19 protein-coding genes are annotated in these 17242 nt (G+C 75.1%); 13 read left to right on the forward strand and 6 right to left on the reverse strand.

Annotation, left to right across the window (positions count from 1 at the left end; all coding sequences use genetic code 11):
- Nucleotides 1–88 precede the first annotated feature (88 nt).
- Both efeB and efeU read left to right on the forward strand, forming a co-directional pair.
- Nucleotides 89–1381: an iron uptake transporter deferrochelatase/peroxidase subunit gene (gene efeB, locus ABD353_RS16090; protein ID WP_344624275.1), complete on the forward strand. Its 1293-nt coding sequence runs from the start codon at nucleotides 89–91 to the stop codon at nucleotides 1379–1381.
- A gap of 40 nt (nucleotides 1382–1421) precedes the next feature.
- The gene (efeU, locus tag ABD353_RS16095; RefSeq protein WP_344624276.1) at nucleotides 1422–2273 is read left to right on the forward strand and encodes an iron uptake transporter permease EfeU; all 852 of its coding nucleotides are present in this window, start codon (nucleotides 1422–1424) and stop codon (nucleotides 2271–2273) included.
- A gap of 67 nt (nucleotides 2274–2340) precedes the next feature.
- On the opposite strand, the gene ABD353_RS16100 is transcribed toward efeU, so the two are convergent.
- Both ABD353_RS16100 and ABD353_RS16105 read right to left on the reverse strand, forming a co-directional pair.
- Nucleotides 2341–3426, reverse strand: a complete 1086-nt coding sequence (locus tag ABD353_RS16100; protein ID WP_344624332.1) for a Zn-dependent alcohol dehydrogenase — start codon at nucleotides 3424–3426, stop codon at nucleotides 2341–2343.
- A gap of 116 nt (nucleotides 3427–3542) precedes the next feature.
- Nucleotides 3543–4961, reverse strand: coding sequence for an aldehyde dehydrogenase family protein (locus tag ABD353_RS16105; RefSeq protein ID WP_344624277.1), 1419 nt, complete (start codon nucleotides 4959–4961; stop codon nucleotides 3543–3545).
- A gap of 189 nt (nucleotides 4962–5150) precedes the next feature.
- On the opposite strand from ABD353_RS16105, the gene ABD353_RS16110 reads away from it, so the two are divergent.
- From ABD353_RS16110 to ABD353_RS16125, 4 genes are all read left to right on the forward strand, one after another.
- On the forward strand, nucleotides 5151–5741 hold the full coding sequence (locus ABD353_RS16110; protein ID WP_344624278.1) for a TetR/AcrR family transcriptional regulator: 591 nt from the start codon (nucleotides 5151–5153) through the stop codon (nucleotides 5739–5741).
- A 314-nt stretch (nucleotides 5742–6055) separates the two neighbouring features.
- Nucleotides 6056–7159, forward strand: coding sequence for a 2-dehydropantoate 2-reductase (locus ABD353_RS16115; protein WP_344624279.1), 1104 nt, complete (start codon nucleotides 6056–6058; stop codon nucleotides 7157–7159).
- A 14-nt stretch (nucleotides 7160–7173) separates the two neighbouring features.
- Nucleotides 7174–7617 carry an RrF2 family transcriptional regulator gene (locus tag ABD353_RS16120; RefSeq protein WP_344624280.1) on the forward strand — a complete coding sequence of 148 codons (444 nt, stop codon included), beginning with the start codon at nucleotides 7174–7176 and terminating at the stop codon, nucleotides 7615–7617.
- A gap of 76 nt (nucleotides 7618–7693) precedes the next feature.
- The gene (locus ABD353_RS16125) at nucleotides 7694–8884 is read left to right on the forward strand and encodes a globin domain-containing protein (RefSeq protein ID WP_344624281.1); all 1191 of its coding nucleotides are present in this window, start codon (nucleotides 7694–7696) and stop codon (nucleotides 8882–8884) included.
- Nucleotides 8885–8980: 96 nt separating this feature from the next.
- Here the strand turns inward: ABD353_RS16125 and ABD353_RS16130 are convergent, their stop codons facing one another.
- The gene (locus tag ABD353_RS16130; RefSeq protein ID WP_344624282.1) at nucleotides 8981–10453 is read right to left on the reverse strand and encodes an MFS transporter; all 1473 of its coding nucleotides are present in this window, start codon (nucleotides 10451–10453) and stop codon (nucleotides 8981–8983) included.
- 149 nt (nucleotides 10454–10602) lie between these two features.
- Between ABD353_RS16130 and ABD353_RS16135 the strand changes: the two genes are divergently transcribed.
- Together ABD353_RS16135 and ABD353_RS16140 are read left to right on the forward strand one after the other, a co-directional pair.
- Nucleotides 10603–11043, forward strand: a complete 441-nt coding sequence (locus tag ABD353_RS16135; protein WP_344624333.1) for a MarR family winged helix-turn-helix transcriptional regulator — start codon at nucleotides 10603–10605, stop codon at nucleotides 11041–11043.
- An 11-nt stretch (nucleotides 11044–11054) separates the two neighbouring features.
- A complete protein-coding gene (locus ABD353_RS16140; protein WP_344624283.1) occupies nucleotides 11055–11702 on the forward strand; it encodes a LysE family translocator in 648 nt (215 codons plus the stop codon).
- 25 nt (nucleotides 11703–11727) lie between these two features.
- Here ABD353_RS16140 and ABD353_RS16145 read toward each other — a convergent pair whose 3' ends face one another.
- The gene (locus ABD353_RS16145; RefSeq protein WP_344624284.1) at nucleotides 11728–12087 is read right to left on the reverse strand and encodes a UBP-type zinc finger domain-containing protein; all 360 of its coding nucleotides are present in this window, start codon (nucleotides 12085–12087) and stop codon (nucleotides 11728–11730) included.
- A gap of 155 nt (nucleotides 12088–12242) precedes the next feature.
- On the opposite strand from ABD353_RS16145, the gene ABD353_RS16150 reads away from it, so the two are divergent.
- The 4 genes from ABD353_RS16150 (at nucleotide 12243) to ABD353_RS16165 (ending at nucleotide 15647) form a co-directional block, all read left to right on the forward strand.
- Nucleotides 12243–13157: a DUF2797 domain-containing protein gene (locus ABD353_RS16150; protein ID WP_344624285.1), complete on the forward strand. Its 915-nt coding sequence runs from the start codon at nucleotides 12243–12245 to the stop codon at nucleotides 13155–13157.
- 114 nt (nucleotides 13158–13271) lie between these two features.
- Nucleotides 13272–14111 (forward strand): alpha/beta fold hydrolase, encoded by an 840-nt coding sequence (locus tag ABD353_RS16155; protein ID WP_344624286.1) that lies wholly within the window; start codon nucleotides 13272–13274, stop codon nucleotides 14109–14111.
- Nucleotides 14112–14236: 125 nt separating this feature from the next.
- A complete protein-coding gene (locus tag ABD353_RS16160; RefSeq protein ID WP_344624287.1) occupies nucleotides 14237–15019 on the forward strand; it encodes an SGNH/GDSL hydrolase family protein in 783 nt (260 codons plus the stop codon).
- An 82-nt stretch (nucleotides 15020–15101) separates the two neighbouring features.
- Nucleotides 15102–15647 (forward strand): ferritin-like domain-containing protein, encoded by a 546-nt coding sequence (locus ABD353_RS16165; RefSeq protein WP_344624288.1) that lies wholly within the window; start codon nucleotides 15102–15104, stop codon nucleotides 15645–15647.
- 30 nt (nucleotides 15648–15677) lie between these two features.
- Here ABD353_RS16165 and ABD353_RS16170 read toward each other — a convergent pair whose 3' ends face one another.
- Nucleotides 15678–15944 carry a DUF2630 family protein gene (locus tag ABD353_RS16170; protein ID WP_344624289.1) on the reverse strand — a complete coding sequence of 89 codons (267 nt, stop codon included), beginning with the start codon at nucleotides 15942–15944 and terminating at the stop codon, nucleotides 15678–15680.
- Nucleotides 15945–16135: 191 nt separating this feature from the next.
- Between ABD353_RS16170 and ABD353_RS16175 the strand changes: the two genes are divergently transcribed.
- On the forward strand, nucleotides 16136–16525 hold the full coding sequence (locus ABD353_RS16175) for an SCO5389 family protein (RefSeq protein WP_344624290.1): 390 nt from the start codon (nucleotides 16136–16138) through the stop codon (nucleotides 16523–16525).
- A gap of 33 nt (nucleotides 16526–16558) precedes the next feature.
- Here ABD353_RS16175 and ABD353_RS16180 read toward each other — a convergent pair whose 3' ends face one another.
- Complete coding sequence (locus ABD353_RS16180; RefSeq protein WP_344624291.1) at nucleotides 16559–17164, reverse strand: TIGR03086 family metal-binding protein; 606 nt, start codon at nucleotides 17162–17164, stop codon at nucleotides 16559–16561.
- Nucleotides 17165–17242 lie beyond the last annotated feature (78 nt).

Here is a 17242-nt window from a genome sequence, read left to right on the forward strand (position 1 = left end):
GACCCGGGCCCGCCCCCCCCCCCCCCCCGCCGCGGCGCCCCGACCGGGCCGCCGCGCCATCCGCAGAGACAGGACCGAAGGAAGCACCGTGGACGCCGAGACCGCCGAGACCACCGCGCCGGACACCGCCACCGACCAGGCCGCCCCCACCCGCCGCGCCGTCATCGGCTGGGCCGGTGCCGGCCTCGCCCTGGGTGCGGCCGCCGCCGGCTCGGTGGCCGCCGCGACCATGCACGAGGCCGCGCCCGCCGCCGCCCCCGGCATCGACTCCACCGTCGACATCCCGTTCTACGGCGACCACCAGGCCGGCATCGCCACTCCCGTCCAGGACCGGCTGCACTTCGCCGCGTTCGACGTCATCACCAAGGACCGCGAGGCCCTGGTGAAGATGCTGAAGGAGTGGACGAAGGCGGCCGCCGCGATGACCGCCGCCCGCGAGGTCGGCGCCGGCGCGACCGGCGGCCTCCCGGAGGCCCCGCCGGACGACACCGGCGAGGCGCTCGGCCTGCCCGCGTCGCGGCTGACCCTGACCGTCGGCTTCGGCCCGACGCTGTTCGAGAAGGACGGCACCGACCGCTTCGGCATCAAGGCCAAGCGGCCCGAGGCCCTCGTCGACCTGCCGAAGTTCCCCGGCGACCGGCTGGAGGAGAACCGCACCGGCGGCGACATCTGCGTCCAGGCCTGCGCCGACGACCCGCAGGTCGCCGTGCACGCGATCCGCAACCTGGCCCGGATCGGCATGGGCGTGGTCAACGTCCGCTGGTCGCAGCTCGGCTTCGGCAAGACCTCCTCGACCACCCCCGAGGCGCAGACCCCGCGCAACCTCATGGGCTTCAAGGACGGCACCCACAACATCGCCGGGACCAACACCAAGTCGCTGGCCGACCACGTGTGGGTCGCCCCCGGCGACGGCCAGGACTGGATGACCGGCGGCTCCTACCTCGTCGCCCGGCGGATCCGGATGACCATCGAGACCTGGGACCGCACCCCGCTCAAGGAGCAGGAGGACATCTTCGGCCGCAGCAAGCTGGAGGGCGCCCCGGTCGGCAAGCAGAAGGAGCGGGACACCCCGGACCTGTCCGCGATGAAGCAGGACGCGCACGTCCGTCTCGCGCACCCGGACAGCAACAACGGGCTGATGATCCTGCGCCGCGGCTTCTCCTTCACGGACGGCACCGACGGCCTCGGCCGCCTGGACGCCGGCCTGTTCTTCCTCGCCTACCAGCGCGACACCCGCAAGGCCTTCGTGCCGCTGCAGTCCAAGCTCGCCGGCAACGACGCGCTGAACGAATACATCACGCACGTCGGCTCCGGCCACTTCGCGTGCCCGCCTGGCGTCCGCAAGCCCGGCGAATGGTGGGGCCAGGCCCTGTTCGGCTGACCCCCTGCCCCGTACCACCTCCACCCCCGGGAGTCCCCCTGTGTTCGGCAACTACCTGATCGGTCTGCGGGAAGGCCTCGAAGCCAGCCTCGTGGTCTGCATCCTGATCGCCTATCTGGTCAAGACCGGCCGCCGGGACCGCCTCGCGCCCGTCTGGGCGGGCATCGCCGCGGCGGTCGTGCTGAGCATGGCCTTCGGCGCGGTGCTGCAGTACGGCTCGACGCAGCTCAGCTTCGAGGCACAGGAGGCGCTCGGCGGCTCGCTGTCGATCGTCGCGGTCGGCCTGGTCACCTGGATGGTCTTCTGGATGCGCCGCACCGCCCGCCACCTGAAGACCGAACTGCACGGCAAGCTGGACGCCGCGCTGGCGATGGGCACCTTCGCCCTGGTGGTGACGGCCTTCCTCGCCGTCGGCCGGGAGGGCCTGGAGACGGCGCTGTTCATCTGGACGGCCGTCCAGGCGACCAGCGACGGCGTGCGGCCGCTGGTCGGCGCGGTCCTCGGCCTGCTCACCTCGGTGGTGCTGGGCTGGATGTTCTACCGCGGCGCGCTGAAGATCAACCTCGCCAAGTTCTTCACCTGGACGGGCGCGATGCTGGTCGTCGTCGCGGCCGGCGTGCTCGCCTACGGCGTGCACGACCTGCAGGAGGCCGGCTGGATCCCGGGCCTGACCAGCCAGGCCTTCGACATCTCCAGCACCGTGCCGAAGGACAGCTGGTACGGCACCCTGCTGAAGGGCGTGTTCAACTTCCAGCCGGACCCGACGGTGCTGCAGGTCTCGGTCTGGGCCGCCTACCTGGTGCCCACCCTCTTCCTCTTCCTGCGGAAGTCCGGCACCCCGGCCCCCAAGCCGGCCCCGGCCCCCGCGACGGCCGAGAAGCCCGCCGCCTGAGGCCTGGCGACCGAGAAGGTCCCGTACCCCGTCGGGGTGCGGGACCTTCCGCGTCGTACGGGCGGTGTCAGTGGTCGAAGAGCACCAGGGAGCGGCCGCCGCGGCCCGCCGCCATCCGTTCGAAGGCGGCCGGGATGTCCTCCAGGGAGATCCGGTCGGTGATCAGTGCGTCCAGGTCGAGCCGGCCGCTGCGCACGTGCTCGGCGAGCACCGGCACCGTCTCGTCCGGGTCGCAGTTGCCGTACACGCAGGCGGTCAGGGTGCGGGCGTAGTGGAAGAGCTCCAGGGCGGAGAACGAGACCGTGTCCTCCTTGCCGCCGATGCCGACCACGGTCGTCCGCCCGCCGCGGCGGGTCGCGGACCAGGCCGAGCGGATCGCCGCGCCGCGGCCGACGCACTCGAAGGCGTGGTCGGCGCCGCGGCCGCCGGTGAGCTCCCGGACGGCCTTCGGGGTGGAGTCGCCGGCGAGCAGGAACTCGGTGGCGCCGTGCCGGCGGGCCAGTTCCTCCTTCTCCGGGGTGACGTCGACGGCGACCACCGGCGAGGCCCCGGCGAGACGGGCGGCCTGCAGCACCGCCAGGCCGATCCCGCCCAGCCCGTACACCACCACCGACTCCCCCACCCGCACCCGGGCCGCGCTGTGCACGGCCCCGTAGCCGGTGAGGACGGCGCAGCCGAGCAGGGCGGCGGAGGCCAGCGGCACGTCGGCGGGCAGCGGCAGGACGGCGCGCCGGTCGACGACCGTCTCCTCGGCGAAGGCGCCGACGCCGAGGCCGGGGTGGAGCGGGGTGCCGTCCGGGAGGGCGGCGTAGTGGCCGGTGGACGCGGCGCCGGAGTTGTCGCACAGCCAGGGCTCGCCGATCGCGCAGGCCGGGCAGGCGCGGCAGGCGGGGGCCCAGTTGAGGACGACCGGGTCGCCGGGCGCCACCCCGGTGACGTCCTCGCCGACCGAGACGACGGTGCCCGCCCCCTCGTGGCCGAGGACCAGGGGGAGGGTGGCGCGGAGCATGCCGCGGCCGATCGACAGGTCGGAGTGGCAGACGCCGGCGGCGGCGAGGCGGACGCGGACCTGGCCCGGTCCCGGGTCCGGCAGGTCGATGTCGGTGATCTCGAGCGGGGCCCCGGCGGAGCGCAGGACGGCGGCGCGGACCATGGCGGTCACCTCGGTGGTCTTCTCGGTGTGTTCGGACGGGGACTGATCGGCGGACGGGGTCGCCCGACGGGGACGGGTCGGCGGGCGGGGCGGGCGGCGGTCAGAACTGCAGGGACTCAGAACTGCAGGGACTTGGTCTGCAGGAACTCCTCCAGGCCGTGCCGGCCGAGTTCGCGGCCCACGCCGGAGTTCTTCCAGCCGCCGAAGGGGGCGAGCGGGTTGAAGCGGCCGCCGTTGATGTCGACCTGGCCGGTCTCCATGCGGCGGGCGAACGCGGCGGCGGTCTCCTCGTCGCCCGCCCAGACGGCGCCGGCGAGGCCGTACTCGGTGCCGTTGGCGAGCGCGAGGGCGTGCTCCTCGTCGTCGTACGGCAGCACCACCAGCACCGGGCCAAAGATCTCCTCCTGCACCGCGCGGGCGTCCGGGGGGAGGTCGGCGAGGACGGTCGGGCGGACGTAGTAGCCGCGGTCCAGGCCCTCGGGGGCCCCGGGGCCGCCGGCAACCAGCCGGGCGCCGTCGGCGAGCGCGCCGTCGATGTACTCCCGGACGCGCTCGCGCTGCCGGGCGCTGACCAGCGGTCCGACCTGGGTGGCCGGGTCGGCCGGGTCGCCGGGCGCGTACTTCGCGGCGGAGGCGGCGGCGATCGCCAGGGCCTCCTCGTACTGGTCGCGGTGGACGAGCAGCCGCGTCCAGGCGGTGCAGGTCTGGCCGGAGTTGGCGAAGACGTTGGCCAGGTTGACGTTGACGGCGCGGGCCAGGTCCGCGCCGGGCAGGACGACGCTCGCGGACTTGCCGCCGAGTTCCAGGGAGACCTTCTTGATGCCGCGTCCGGCGCTCTCGCCGATGGCGCGGCCGACCGCGGTGGAGCCGGTGAAGGAGACGACGTCCACGCCGGGGTGGGCGGCGAGCGCGGCGCCGACCACCGTACCGAGGCCGGTCACCAGGTTGAAGACGCCCGGCGGCAGGCCCGCGCCGTCGACGATCCGGGCGAACAGCCGGGCGATCAGCGGGGTCTCCTCGGACGGCTTGAGCACCACCGTGCAGCCCGCCGCGAGGGCCGGGACGACCTTGGCGACGATCAGGTGCAGCGGGTAGTTCCACGGCGTGATCGCGGCGACCACCCCGGCGGGCTCCGCGTACACCGTGGAGTTGCCGACCTTCTCGTGGAAGGCGTAGTCGGCGAGGACGTCGAGGTAGGCCGAGGCCACCGCGATCGGGGTGCCGGCCTGGACGGCGTCGGCGAAGCCCGCGGGGGTGCCGAGTTCGGCGGTGACGGTGGCGGCGATCTCCGCGCGGTGGGCGGCCAGGCCGTCGCGCAGCCGGGTCAGGGCGGCGAGCCGCTCCTCGCGGCTGCTCGCCGCCCAGCCGGGGGCGGCGGCGCGGGCGGCGGCCAGCGCGGCGGCGACCTCGGCGGCGATGCCGGCCGGGACGGCGGCGATGGGCTGCTCGGTCGCCGGGTTGAGCACCACGATGGTGTCCGGCCCGGCGGCGGGCCGCCAGCCGCCGCCGATGTACTGGTCCGCGTAGTGCTCCACCCGATGCTCCTCGGAGTCCGCTCCGGATTTAACTAGCAGTGGTAGTTAACTCGCGGGTAGCCCTCCGGCGCAAGAGCACAGCCCGGTACGGCACGGCGCGGCACCGCGGGTGACGCCCCCTCACACCCGGGCACCGGCCGAACGGCCACCACCCCGGGGTGCCTCCGCACGCCTGTAGGGTTGGGCCGCATGAACGCCCGAACAGCCCCCGCCACAGCGGCCTCCCGCAGGTCCGAGGCCCGGGAGAGGCTGCTCGACACGGCCGCCGAACTGTTCTACGCGGAGGGCGTCCAGGCCGTGGGCGTCGACCGGCTGATCGCCGAGGCCGGCATCACCAAGGCCACCTTCTACCGGCACTTCCCCGGCAAGGACGAACTCGTCCTCGCCTACCTCGGCCGACGCGACCGGGCCGTCCGGGAACGGCTCGCGGCGGCCGCGGCGGCCTCGCCCGACCCGCGCACCACCCTCGCCGTCCTGGTGGCGGCCCTCGCCGACGAGGTCTGCGGGCCCGGCTTCCGCGGCTGCCCGTTCATCAACGCCGCCGCCGAGTACCCCGATGCCGACCACCCCGTCCGGCAGCTCGTCACCGCCCACCGCCGCTGGTTCCGCGGCGCGCTCGCGGACCTGCTCGCCGCCTGCGGCCACCCCGACCCGGTGGGCGGGGCCGCGGCGCTGCTCCTCCTCCGCGACGGCGCCATGGTCGCCGGATACCTCGACGGCACCGAGACCCGCGACCGCATCACCGCCACCGCCACCGCCCTCCTCGGCCCGCTCCCCTGACCGAGCCCGACGGGCGCATCACCGGGCACCCCGGATACCCCAGGGGCGCGTGGGGGCACCTCCCGGCCGAAGGCTGGGGGGAGAACTGCGCAGTCCGGGGGTGGGCAGCCCACAGAATCCGGGCCAGCCGCAGATCCGCACGGCAGCCCCATCCCAATTGCGCAGTTCCCACGCGCCCCTGGGGGTATCCCCACGCGCCCCTGGAGGCATCCCCTTGCGAGGGGATGCCCCGCACCCCGCGGGTTCCCCGTGGGCGCGGCCAGCGCCTAGGGTGCTCGGCACACCGTCCGTTCCCCCGCCGGAGGATGACTGCCGTGACGCCCACCCCGCCCACCCCGCCGTCCGGGCGGCTGCGGATCGCCGTGCTCGGCGCCGGCAGTATCGGCTGCCACCTGGGCGGTCTGCTCGCCGAGGTCGCCGACGTCACCCTGATCGGCCGGCCGGCCGGGATGGCGGTGGTGCGCGAGCACGGCCTCACCCTGACCGGCGGTGGCCGCCCCACCGTCCGGGTGCCCGCCGGGGGCCTCCGCACGGCCACCGACCCCTCCGGCGCCGAGGGCGCCGACCTCGTGCTGGTGACGGTGAAGTCGGCCGCGACCGCGGAGGCCGCCGCCTCCGTCGCGGGGGTGCTCGCTCCGGGCGCCGCCCTGGTCAGCTTCCAGAACGGCCTGCACAATCCGGCGCTGATCAGGTCGGCCGTCGGCGCGGACCACCCGGTGGTGGCCGGCATGGTCCCGTACAACGTGCTGCAGACCGCGCCGGGCACCTTCCACCAGGGCTCGGGCGGGGCACTGATGATCGACGACCAGCCGGCCGGTGCCCCGCTCGCCGGGGCGGCCGCGGCGGCCGGTCTGACGGTGGAGCGCCGCGCCGACATGCGCGAGGTGCAGCACGGCAAGCTGCTGATGAACCTGAACAACGCCGTGAACGCCCTCGCCGGCGTGCCGCTGCGCGAGGAGCTCGGGCAGCGGGCGTTCCGCCGCTGCCTGGCGCTGTGTCAGCGGGAGGCGCTGGCGGCGATGCGGGCGGAGGGCGTGCACCCGGCCCGGCTGGGCGCCCTGCCGACCGCGCTGATGCCCCGGCTGCTCGCCCTGCCCGACGGCGTGTTCCGGCGGCTGGCGGCGGCGACGCTGAAGGTGGACGCCGAGGCCCGGTCGTCCACCTGGGAGGACCTGCAGCGGGGCCGCCGGACGGAGATCGACAGCCTGCAGGGCGAGGTGGTGGCGATGGCCGGACGGCACGGTCTGGCGGCGCCGGCCAACGCCCGGCTGATCGAGCTCGTCCGGGAGGCGGAGCAGGCCGGGCCGGGCGGAGCACGGGTGTGGGCGGGCGCCGAGCTGCTGGCGGAGCTACAGGCCGCCCGACCTGCGGGAACGCGGCAGCGGGGACCCCAAAGACGAATCCGAGATTCGCATTAGATAGTCTTCCGGATGTGAGGCTGACGAAGGGCACCGACATCGCACTCCGCATCGCCATGCGGCTGGCCGTGCTGGACGAGGCGTCCAACCCGACCACCCGTGAGGTCGCGGCGGCGATGGAGGTTCCCTACACCCACGCGGCCAAGGTGGTGAGCAGGCTTCAGCACCTCGGCGTGGTCGAGGCGCGCCGGGGCCGCAGCGGCGGCCTGGCGCTCACCCCGGCCGGCCGCACCGGTTCGCTCGGCGCCCTGCTGCGCGAACTGGAGGGGATCGGCGACGTGGTGGGGTGCGAGGACGACCCACCGTGTCCGCTCCGGTCGTCGTGCCGGCTGCGCGGGGTGCTCCGCCAGGCCCAGGAGGCATTCTTCGCGGTGCTCGACCCGCTCTCGGTCGAGGACCTGGTCGCTTCCCCGACCGGCCCGGTCCTGCTGAGCCTCTCCGTCCGTCCGCCGGACTGATCCGTCCCACCGGGAACGGCCCGCCCGTTCCCGTCCCGCAAAATACGAAGATCAAATACCGATTAAGGAGCCGTCCATGCTGTCCCCGCAGAACGCCCCGGTCGTCGAAGCCACCCTGCCGGTCGTCGGCGCCGCCGTCGGCGACATCACCGCACGCTTCTACGAGCGGTTGTTCGAGGCCCACCCGGAGCTGCTGCGCGACCTGTTCAACCGCGGCAACCAGGCCAACGGCACCCAGCGGCAGGCACTGGCCGGCTCGATCGCGGCGTTCGCCACCGCCCTGGTCGCCCACCCCGAGCAGCGGCCGGACGCGATGCTCGCCCGGATCGCCCACAAGCACGCCTCGCTGGGCGTCGCGCCGGAGCAGTACCCGGTCGTCCACGAGCACCTGTTCGCGGCGATCGTCGAGGTGCTCGGCGAGGCGGTGACCCCGGAGGTCGCGGCGGCCTGGGACGAGGTGTACTGGCTGATGGCCAACGCGCTGATCGCACTGGAGAAGGGCCTGTACACCGGGGCCGGCACCGGCCCGGAGGCGCTGTGGCGCCCGTACACCGTGGTCGCGCGGCTGCTGGAGACCGACGACGTGGCGACCTTCCTGGTGCGGCCCGCCGACGGCGGCCCGCTGCCGGCCACCACCCCGGGCCAGTACGTCTCGGTGCAGGTCGAACTGCCGGACGGCGCCCACCAGATCCGCCAGTACAGCCTCTCGGGACAGCCGGACGGCGCCCTGCAGTTCTCGGTCAAGCGGGTGGCGGGCACCCCGGACGGCGAGGTCTCCAACCACCTGCACGCGCACGTCGGAGCCGGCGCGACCCTGCTGCTGAGCCCGCCGTTCGGCGACGTGACGCTGGCCGAGGGCGACGGCCCGGTGCTGTTGGCCTCCGCGGGCATCGGCTGCACCCCGATGATCGGGATGCTCTCGCACCTCGCGGCCACCGGCAGCACCCGGCGGGTGATCTCGGTGCACGGCGACCGCGACCAGCTCGCCCACGCCTTCCGCGCGGACCTGCAGCAGCTCACCGCCAAGCTCGCGGACGCCGAGGCGCACGTCTTCTACGAGCAGCCGGCCGGCGAGTGGCCCGCCGGGCGCACCGGTCTGGTGGACCTGGCCGGCGTGGAGGTCCCGGCCGGCACCACCGCCTACCTGTGCGGCCCGCTGCCCTTCCTGCGCTCCGTCCGCGGGCAGCTGATCGCGGCGGGCGTCCGCCCGGCCGACATCCACTACGAGGTCTTCGGCCCCGACCTGTGGCTGGGCGCGGAGGCCTGACGCCTCCTCACCCCGCAGCTCCTCACCGCCGCGGGCCGGCACCCCTCCGGCAGGGGGTGCCGGCCCGCGGCGCGCCGGCCGTGCGGCCGGTCGTCCTCAGGCCTGCGCGGCGGGAGCGGCGGCCTCGTCCTGCTGCGCGTCCACGGCCGGAGCGGTCGCCCCGCTCGGCGCGGCCTGCTCGGGCCGGCCGGGCACGGCGAGGGTGACCAGGGCGGCGAGGACGGCGGTGCCCAGGCCGATCGCCAGGCCCGTCCGGAAGCCGCTCTCGGAGGGCAGCTGGACCGGGCCCGTCGTCACCGTCATGTGCGAGAGCACCACGCCGACCACCGCGGCGGAGGTGGAGGTGCCGATCGACCGCATCAGGCTGTTCAGGCCGTTGGCGGCGGCGGTCTCCGAGGCGGGCACGGCCGACATGATCAGCGCGGGCATCGCGGCGTAGGCGAAGGCCACGCCGGCGCCGATCACGCAGGAGAAGAGCACCATGCCCCAGACGTGGCGGGTCAGCCCGAGCGAGAGCGCGTAGCCGGCCGCGATCACCAGCGAGCCGATCAGCAGCGAGACCTTGGGGCCGCGGGCCGCCGAGATCCGTGCGGAGAACGGCGAGACGGCCATCATCACCAGGCCGGACGGGGCCATGCACAGGCCCGCGACCACCATCGAGCGGCCGAGGCCGTAGCCCGTCCCCTCGGGCAGCTGCAGCAGCTGGGGGACGATCAGCGACATCGCGTACATCGCGAAGCCGATCACCACCGAGGCGAGGTTGGTCATCAGCACCTGGCGGCGGGCGGTGGTGCGCAGGTCGACCAGCGGGCTGCCGGTGCGCAGTTCCCACACGCCCCACAGCAGCAGCACCGCGGCGGCGGTGCCGAACAGGCCGAGGGTGGTGCCGCTCGCCCAGCCCCAGTCGCCGCCCTTGGAGACGGCCAGCAGCAGGCTGAGCAGTCCGGCGGAGAGGCCGACGGCGCCGACCAGGTCGAAGCGGCCGCCGGAACGCACCGGGGACTCCGGCACGAGGGCCACGACCAGGGCGATCACCAGCGCGCCGATCGCGGCGGAGGCCCAGAACAGCACGTGCCAGTCGGCGTGCTGGGCGACGACGGCGGCGAGCGGCAGGCCGAGTGCGCCGCCGATGCCGAGCGAGGAGCTGACCAGGGCCATCGCCGAACCCATCCGCTGCGGCGGCAGTTCGTCGCGCATGATGCTGATGCCGAGCGGGATGACGGCGGCGGCGCAGCCCTGCAGGGCGCGGCCGACGACCATGGGGACGAGGCCGCCGGCGAGCGCCGGGACGAGGGAGCCGATCACCATCAGGGCGAGGCTGGCGAGCAGGACGCGGCGCTTGCCGTACATGTCGCCGAGCCGGCCGAACACGGGGGTGGCGACGGCGCCGGCGAGCAGGGTGGCGGTGATCGCCCAGGAGGCGTTCGCGGGTGTGGTGCCCAGCAGTTCCGGCAGGTCGGGGATGAGCGGGACGACGAGCGTGTTCATCAGCGAGACGGCGATGCCGGCGCCGGCGAGGACGCCGATGATCGCGCCGCCGCCGCTGCGCGCGGTGGGGGGTGTGCTCAAGGGGGCTCCAAGTCACGGGGATGCGCTATGCATCGTACACACGATATGCATCATGCACATAGTATTGACTGGAACCCGACGATCACCGGCGGCGGAGCGACGAGGAGGACGTTGTGCACGAGGAGCTCGGCGACCTCGAACGCGAACTGATGCTGATCGGGCGCCACCAGGCGATGGGCTCGCTGCGCGCCGACCCCGGCGGCCGCCTGGAGCGCAGCGCGTACACCCTGCTCAGCCGGATCGAGGCCGAGGGGCCGATGACCATCGGTCAACTCGCCGAGGCCTTCAACCTGGACACCTCCACGGTCAACCGGCAGACCGCCGCGATGCTCCGTCAGAACCTCGTCGAGCGCATCCCCGACCCGGCCGGCGGCATCGCCCGCAAACTGCGCATCACCGGGGAGGGCCTGCGCCGGCTGCACCACGACCGCGAGTGGTCGCTCAACGGCCTGGCCTCCGTCCTGGCGGACTGGCCGCAGGACGAGGTCGCCGCCCTCGCCCGGCTGCTCACCCGGCTCAACCGCAGCATCGAGGGCAAGGAGGGCCGCAGCTGGCCCCGCCCCGGCGACCGGGGAACGGCCGGCCGATAGGCTCACCGGGCATGGACAACGCCACCGCCCTCTGGTCCTTCGCCCTCCTGGTCGGCCTGCTGACGCTCACCCCCGGCCTCGACACCGCCCTCATCCTGCGCACCGCCGTCCTCGGCCGCCGCCGCCGCGCCTGGGGCGTCGTCCTCGGCATCCAGACCGGCACCCTCGCCTGGGGCGTCCTCGCCTCCGCCGGCGCCACGGCGGTGCTCACCGCCTCCCACCTCGCGTACGAGCTGCTGCGCTGGGCCGGCGCGGCCTACCTGCTGTGGATGGGCGGCCGCATGATCCGCGACTCCTGGCGGCGCGAGCCCGCGGGCGACACCGCCGGCGCCGCGGACCCGGCGGACACCGGCGAGCGCGACGCCTTCGGCGCCGGCTGGCGGCGCGGGGCGCTCACCAACCTGCTGAACCCCAAGGTCGGCGTCTTCTACATGGCGCTGCTGCCGCAGTTCGTTCCGCCGGGCGCCCCGCACCTGGCCTTCGGCACGCTGCTCACCTGCGAGCACATCGTGCTCGGCACGCTCTGGTCCGCGGTGCTGGTGGGCTTCGCCCGGGTCGTCCGCCGCTGGCTCGCCGGGCCGACCGCCAAGCGCGTCCTCGACCGGATCACCGGCGGTGTGGTGGCCCTGTTCGGCCTGCGGCTCGCCCTCGGCGACTGAGGCACCCGCTCCGGTCCACCGGCCGTCAGTGCAGCCTGCCCCGCCAGTCCGCGGGCACCTTGTCGGACGGGCCCGGCGAGGCCTGCGCCTCCGGCCGGGAGAGCGGCGGCGCCAGGTCCGGCCCGCTGTAGTACTCGCCGGTCTCGGTGTTCCAGAACCAGTCCTCACCCGGCTCGAAGCTGGTGATGAACGGGTGTCCACTGTCCCGGGCGTGCCGGGTGGCGTGCTGGGACGGCGAGGAGTCGCAGCACCCGATGTGCCCGCACTCGGCACACCGCCGCAGGTGCAGCCACCAGCCGGCGTCCTGCCCGGCCAGGCACTCGGCGCACCCCTCGCCGCTCGGCACCGCCGACGGGTCGATCCCGGAAATCCGCTGCTCCGCCATGCCGCCGCCTCCTCCGGCTCGCCCTCCCCCGCGCCTTAGACCGTACGCCCGCGCACCGGCCCCCGCAGCGGGGTGGCTGCGTGGGCACGCGGGGCCGTCCCGCCTGTCAGCGGCGTCTGGTGGGATGGGGGCGGCGGCGACGAGGAGGGTGCGCGGTGGACGGGCAGGCGGGGTGGCGCTGTACGGGGCTGCACTGGCGGGACGGGCAGCCGGTGCTCGGTGCGGTGCGCGGCGGCCGGCACCACGAGCGGGTGGTCGCCGCGGGCACGGCCGTGAGCTGGCGGCTGCACGGCCCGCGGTACTGCTCGGGCCCGTGGCTGGCCGGCGAGACGGAGCAGCGGCCGTGCCCGCACCGGGCCGAGATCGATCCGAACGGCGGCGCGGTGCTCTGCCCGCCGTGCCAGGCGGTCGACCGCGGGCTGGCGCTCGCGCGGGACAGGATCCTCGACGACGGCCGGACGTACCTGCTCTACCTGGCCTGGTTCGGCGGCGACCTGGCCAAGGTGGGGCTGACGGCGGAGCAGCGCGGCCGGGCCCGGTTGCAGGAGCAGGGGGCTCCGGTGTTCACCGTGGTGGCCCGCGGTCCGCTGCCGGCGGTGCGCCGGGCGGAGTTGACGGTGTCCGGGGCGGGGCTGGCGCGCGAGCGGTTCGGGGTGCGGGCGAAGGCGGAGCAGTGGTGGCACCTGCCCGGTCCTGCGGAGCGGGCGGCGCGGGTGGCCGAGCTCCGGGCGGCGGTGACCGGGTTGCTCGCCGGGCATCCGGTGGAGCTGTTCCCGGCGGGCGAGGTGGTGGACCAGGTCGGCCTGTTCGGGCTGGTGGACGGTCCGCCGCGGGTGTACCGCGAGGTGGTGGCGGTGGCGGACGGCGCCACGGTCGGCGGCACGCTGCGGGCGCCGATCGGACGGCAGCTGTTCCTGGAGCAGCCGGACGGCGGTGAGCCGCTGCTGCTGGACGCCCGGCGGCTGACGGGCTGGGGGCTGTCGCCGGCTCCGTCGGGGCCCTGCTCGGGGGTGGAGGTGCGCGCGCACCGGCGGCCGCCGGCCCCGGACGCCCAGCCGGCGCTGTTCTGAGGGATCGGGCCCGGCTCCGAGGGATCGGGCACGGCGGATCCGGCGGATCCCTTGCGGGGTTTGCTACCGGTCGGTAATTCTTGCTGACATTCCGTCCCACAGAGGAGCGTCCGCATGTCCGCCGAGGTCACCTTCGCCCTGCCCTCCCCGTACGGCCCGCGCACGGCGACGGTGCGCTACCACCGGGAGGGCTCCGGCAGCCCGCTCCTGCTGCTGCACGGAATCGGCCACCACTGGCAGGCCTGGGGCCCGGTGCTGCCCGCACTCGCCGCCCGGCACGAGGTGGTCGCCGTCGACCTGCCGGGCTTCGGCACCTCGCCGGCGCTCCCGGACGGCGTCCCGTACGGCCTGGAGGCCGCCGTCCCGACCGTCGGAGCGTTCTGCGCCGCGCTCGGGATCGAGCGCCCGCACGTGGCGGGGAACTCGCTCGGCGGCCTGCTCGCCCTCGGCCTCGGCCGGGCCGGACTCGCCCGCTCGGTCACCGCCCTCTCCCCCGCGGGCTTCTGGACGGAGCCGGAGCGCCGCTACGCCTTCGCGGTGCTGGCCGGGATGCGCCTCGGCGCCCGGACGCTGCCGCGGTCCGCGGTCGAACGGCTGGCGCGCTCTGCCGCGGGCCGCGCCCTGCTGGTCAGCAGCATCTACGCCCGGCCGGGCCGGCGTTCGCCCGAGGGCGCGATCGGCGAGACGAGGGCGCTGCGCGAGGCGACCGGTTTCGCGCCGACGCTGGCCGCGGGCCGCAGCGTCCGCTTCACCGGGGACGTGCCGGGCGTGCCGGTGACCATCGCCTGGGGCACCCGGGACCGGCTGCTCGTCCGCCGCCAGGGCCTGCGGGCGCTGCACGAGATCCCCGGCGCCCGCCTGGTGCGGCTGCCGGGCTGCGGGCACGTGCCGATGAGCGACGATCCGGAGCTGGTCGGCCGGGTGATCCTGGACGGCTGCGCGGCCGCGGCCTGAGGCCCCCCGGAGGCGTCCCCGACGGCCCGGTGGCACGCCCGGCCGCGGGGGGTGGCGGAGATCACGCTCTGCAACGGGCCACCTACGGTGGCGTAGGTCACTTCAGAGGGTGAACCATCGGCACCATGCCTGATCCACTGGAGACCTTTGACCCGACTTCCTACGTCGCCCTCGGCGACAGCTTCACCGAGGGCCTGAACGACCCCGGCCCCGACGGCCGTTACGCCGGCTGGGCCGACCGGCTCGCCGGGATGCTCGCCGACCGCCGGCCGGACGGCGGGTTCCGGTACGCCAACCTCGCCGTCCGCGGCCGCCTGCTCGACCAGATCGCCGCCGAGCAGGTGCCAGAGGTCCGGCGGATCGCGCCGGACCTGGTGACCTTCTGCGCGGGCGGCAACGACATCCTGCGCCCGGGCAGCGACCCGGACGAGGTCGCCGAGCGGTTCGAGTCGGCCGTCCTGCAGCTCCGTGAGAGCGCCGGGACGGTGCTGGTGTGCACCGGCTTCGACACCCGCACCGTGCCGGTGCTGCGCCACCTTCGCGGCAAGATCGCCACGTACAACGGCCACATGCGGGCGATCGCCGACCGCAACGGCTGCACGGTCGCCGACCTGTGGTCGCTGCGCTCGGTGCACGACCGCCGGGCCTGGAGCGAGGACCGGCTGCACCTCTCGCCCGAGGGCCACCAGCGGGTCGCCCTGCTGGCCGCCCGCTCGCTCGGGCTGCCGGTCGAGCAGGACCCGGAGGCGCCCTGGCCGCACCGCCCCGAGCCCACCCCGGCCGAGCAGCGCCGCGAGAACCTGGCGTGGGCCCGGACGTACCTGATCCCGTGGGTCGGCCGCCGCCTGCGCGGCGAGTCCTCGGGCGACCACGTCGAGGCCAAGCGCCCCGAACTGCTGCCGCTCTGAGCACCCGGCCCCGGTTTCCCTCCGCGGGCGTCCGGCATACCGTCGGTCGTGACGGGACCGCCCGCGCACAGGAGGCACCGCCATGGCCGACAGCTTCGCCGTCGACGTGACCCGCATCAGCCGCGAGGCGCTGCGCACGATGGCCACCGAGCCCGGAACCGCGCCGCATCTGGACGAGGAGCGGGCCGTCAGCGTGCTCAACGACGTGATCGCCACCGAGGTGGTCGGCTGGCTCCGCTACACCCGGGACGCCCTGGCCGCCGCCGGCGGGGGCCCCGAGTCCGGCCGGGCGGCCGCGCTGCTGACCGCGCACGCCGAGCAGGGCATGCGGCACGCCGTCGCGGTGGCCGAGCGGATCACCGCACTGGGCGGGCGCCCCAACTTCGACCCGGACACCCTGGCGCAGCGCGCCCACACCGACTACTCGGTGCCCGCGGACGCCGCGCTGACCGCCACCCTCGACCGCAACCTGCGGGCCGAGCGGATCGTCCTCGCGACCTACCGGGAGATCGCCGACTGGTTCGGCGACCGCGACCCCGACAGCCGCGACCTGCTGCACACCCTCGCCGCCGACGTGCGACGCAACGCCGCGGCGCTGGAGGACCTGCTCCGCACCCGCGGCGGCTGACCGGCCCGGGGTTCCGGAGCGCCCCGGGGTTCAGGACTCGTACCGCTCGACCTCCTCGATGCTGCGCACCGCGGCGAGATCGGGGTCGTCCCCCGCGTCGACCCGTGCCCGACGCTGCCGGAGCAGGTCCCAGCACTGGTCGAGCTCCGCCTCCAGCTCGCGCAGCCGCTGCCGCTCGCTGGCCGGGTCGATCCGTCCTTCGGCCAGCATCGTCCGCAGCTCGCGTTCGGCCGCGACCATCTCACCGATCCGGTCCAGGATCCGCCGGTCGGTGCCGCCACTCGTGTGCTCGTCCACCGGGGACACCTCCTCGCCCCCAGCCTAGGAACGGCCGGTGTGCGGCGCGACCCGGCACCCGTTCGGCGCAGCGGCGGCTTGACAGGTCGTCAAGCGGTGTTCAGGATGGCGCTTGCTGGAAATGACTTTCACTTTCATAATCCGGCGAACCACCGTCCCCGCCCGACCCCGCACAGCCGAGGAGCACCCGCATGTCCCTGAACGTCCCCGCCGCCCTGCTGGAGAAGGCCGAGCACGGCGAGGTGGAGGAGGCGGAGTTCGTCGAGACCGTCCGCACCTCCCTGCCGTACGCCTACCGCACGGTCGCCGAGCTCAGCGGCGAACTGCAGGACTCCCCCGCCGAGTTCGCCGACAACACCACCGCACCGACGGACGAGGAGCGCGGGCAGTTGCTGCGCGCCATGGCCAGTGACGCCATCCGCGGCAGCCTGGAGCGGCACTTCGGCGTGCGGATCGCCTTCCAGAACTGCCACCGGGTGGCGGTCTTCCGCCCCGGCGCCGAACGGACGGAGGCGTACGCCCGGTTCACCTCGGCGCGGGCGCAGCTGCTCAACCAGGTGCCCGGTCTGCGCAGCTGCTGACCGCCGCAGGCCGGCCTCGCCTGCCGCGCCCGGTCAGCCGCCCGTGTGCAGCGGGTCGGCCGGGTCGAGGCCGGCGGCGGCGAGCAGCCTGGCCTGCGTGTCGGCGTCCTCGGGCACCGGCACGGCCCGGCCGAACACCCCGGAGGAGGAGAGGTCGCCGCCGTACGCCTCGAGCTCGGCGAACGCGAACTCGGCGGCCGCCCGGTCCATGGCGAGGTCGGCGCCGACGCCGACGGCAAGGTCCCAGGCGTGGATGATCGCGTCGACCGTCATCTCCCGGCAGTAGCCCTCGGCGGGGCGGTCGCCGTACGAGAGCGAGACGGTCCGCCCCAGCGCGCCGGAGGCGTCGAAGGCGGCGCGGGACGCCTCGGCGGCGGCCGTCCAGGCCGCGACCGGGTCGTCGCCGAGCACGTCGCCGTCGAAGCGGTCGCCGACCTCCGCGACCGTGCGGCCCGCCAGCAGCGGCGGCACCCACAGGTGCTCGGAGGTGAGGTGGCCGACCAGGTCGCGGACGGTCCACTCGGTGCAGGGCGTCGGCGCCTCCCAGGCGTCGTGGGCGGCGGCCCTGCGCACGTGCCGGCCGAAGGTGTCCTGCGCGTCGGCGAACAGCTTCAGCACGGCTTCCGGTTGCTCTGCCATGCCTCCACCCTTCACCCGATCGGCCGGCCCGGCCCCCCGGAAGAACGGCACCCCGGAGGAACCGTCCGGCCGCCCCGG

This window comes from Kitasatospora arboriphila (assembly GCF_039528095.1).
GTDB classification, from domain to species: Bacteria; Actinomycetota; Actinomycetes; order Streptomycetales; family Streptomycetaceae; genus Kitasatospora; species Kitasatospora arboriphila.

Excerpts from the sequence above, each read along its gene's own strand:
- ABD353_RS16140 (WP_344624283.1), top strand. The coding sequence starts at position 11,055 with ATGGACAACGCCACCGCCCTCTGGTCCTTCGCCCTCCTGGTCGGCCTG.
- ABD353_RS16145 (WP_344624284.1), bottom strand. The coding sequence starts at position 12,087 with ATGGCGGAGCAGCGGATTTCCGGGATCGACCCGTCGGCGGTGCCGAGC.
- ABD353_RS16160 (WP_344624287.1), top strand. The coding sequence starts at position 14,237 with ATGCCTGATCCACTGGAGACCTTTGACCCGACTTCCTACGTCGCCCTC.
- ABD353_RS16135 (WP_344624333.1), top strand. The coding sequence starts at position 10,603 with ATGCTGATCGGGCGCCACCAGGCGATGGGCTCGCTGCGCGCCGACCCC.
- ABD353_RS16180 (WP_344624291.1), bottom strand. The coding sequence starts at position 17,164 with ATGGCAGAGCAACCGGAAGCCGTGCTGAAGCTGTTCGCCGACGCGCAG.
- ABD353_RS16125 (WP_344624281.1), top strand. The coding sequence starts at position 7,694 with ATGCTGTCCCCGCAGAACGCCCCGGTCGTCGAAGCCACCCTGCCGGTC.
- ABD353_RS16100 (WP_344624332.1), bottom strand. The coding sequence starts at position 3,426 with ATGGTCCGCGCCGCCGTCCTGCGCTCCGCCGGGGCCCCGCTCGAGATC.
- ABD353_RS16165 (WP_344624288.1), top strand. The coding sequence starts at position 15,102 with ATGGCCGACAGCTTCGCCGTCGACGTGACCCGCATCAGCCGCGAGGCG.
- ABD353_RS16110 (WP_344624278.1), top strand. The coding sequence starts at position 5,151 with ATGAACGCCCGAACAGCCCCCGCCACAGCGGCCTCCCGCAGGTCCGAG.
- ABD353_RS16155 (WP_344624286.1), top strand. The coding sequence starts at position 13,272 with ATGTCCGCCGAGGTCACCTTCGCCCTGCCCTCCCCGTACGGCCCGCGC.
- ABD353_RS16175 (WP_344624290.1), top strand. The coding sequence starts at position 16,136 with ATGTCCCTGAACGTCCCCGCCGCCCTGCTGGAGAAGGCCGAGCACGGC.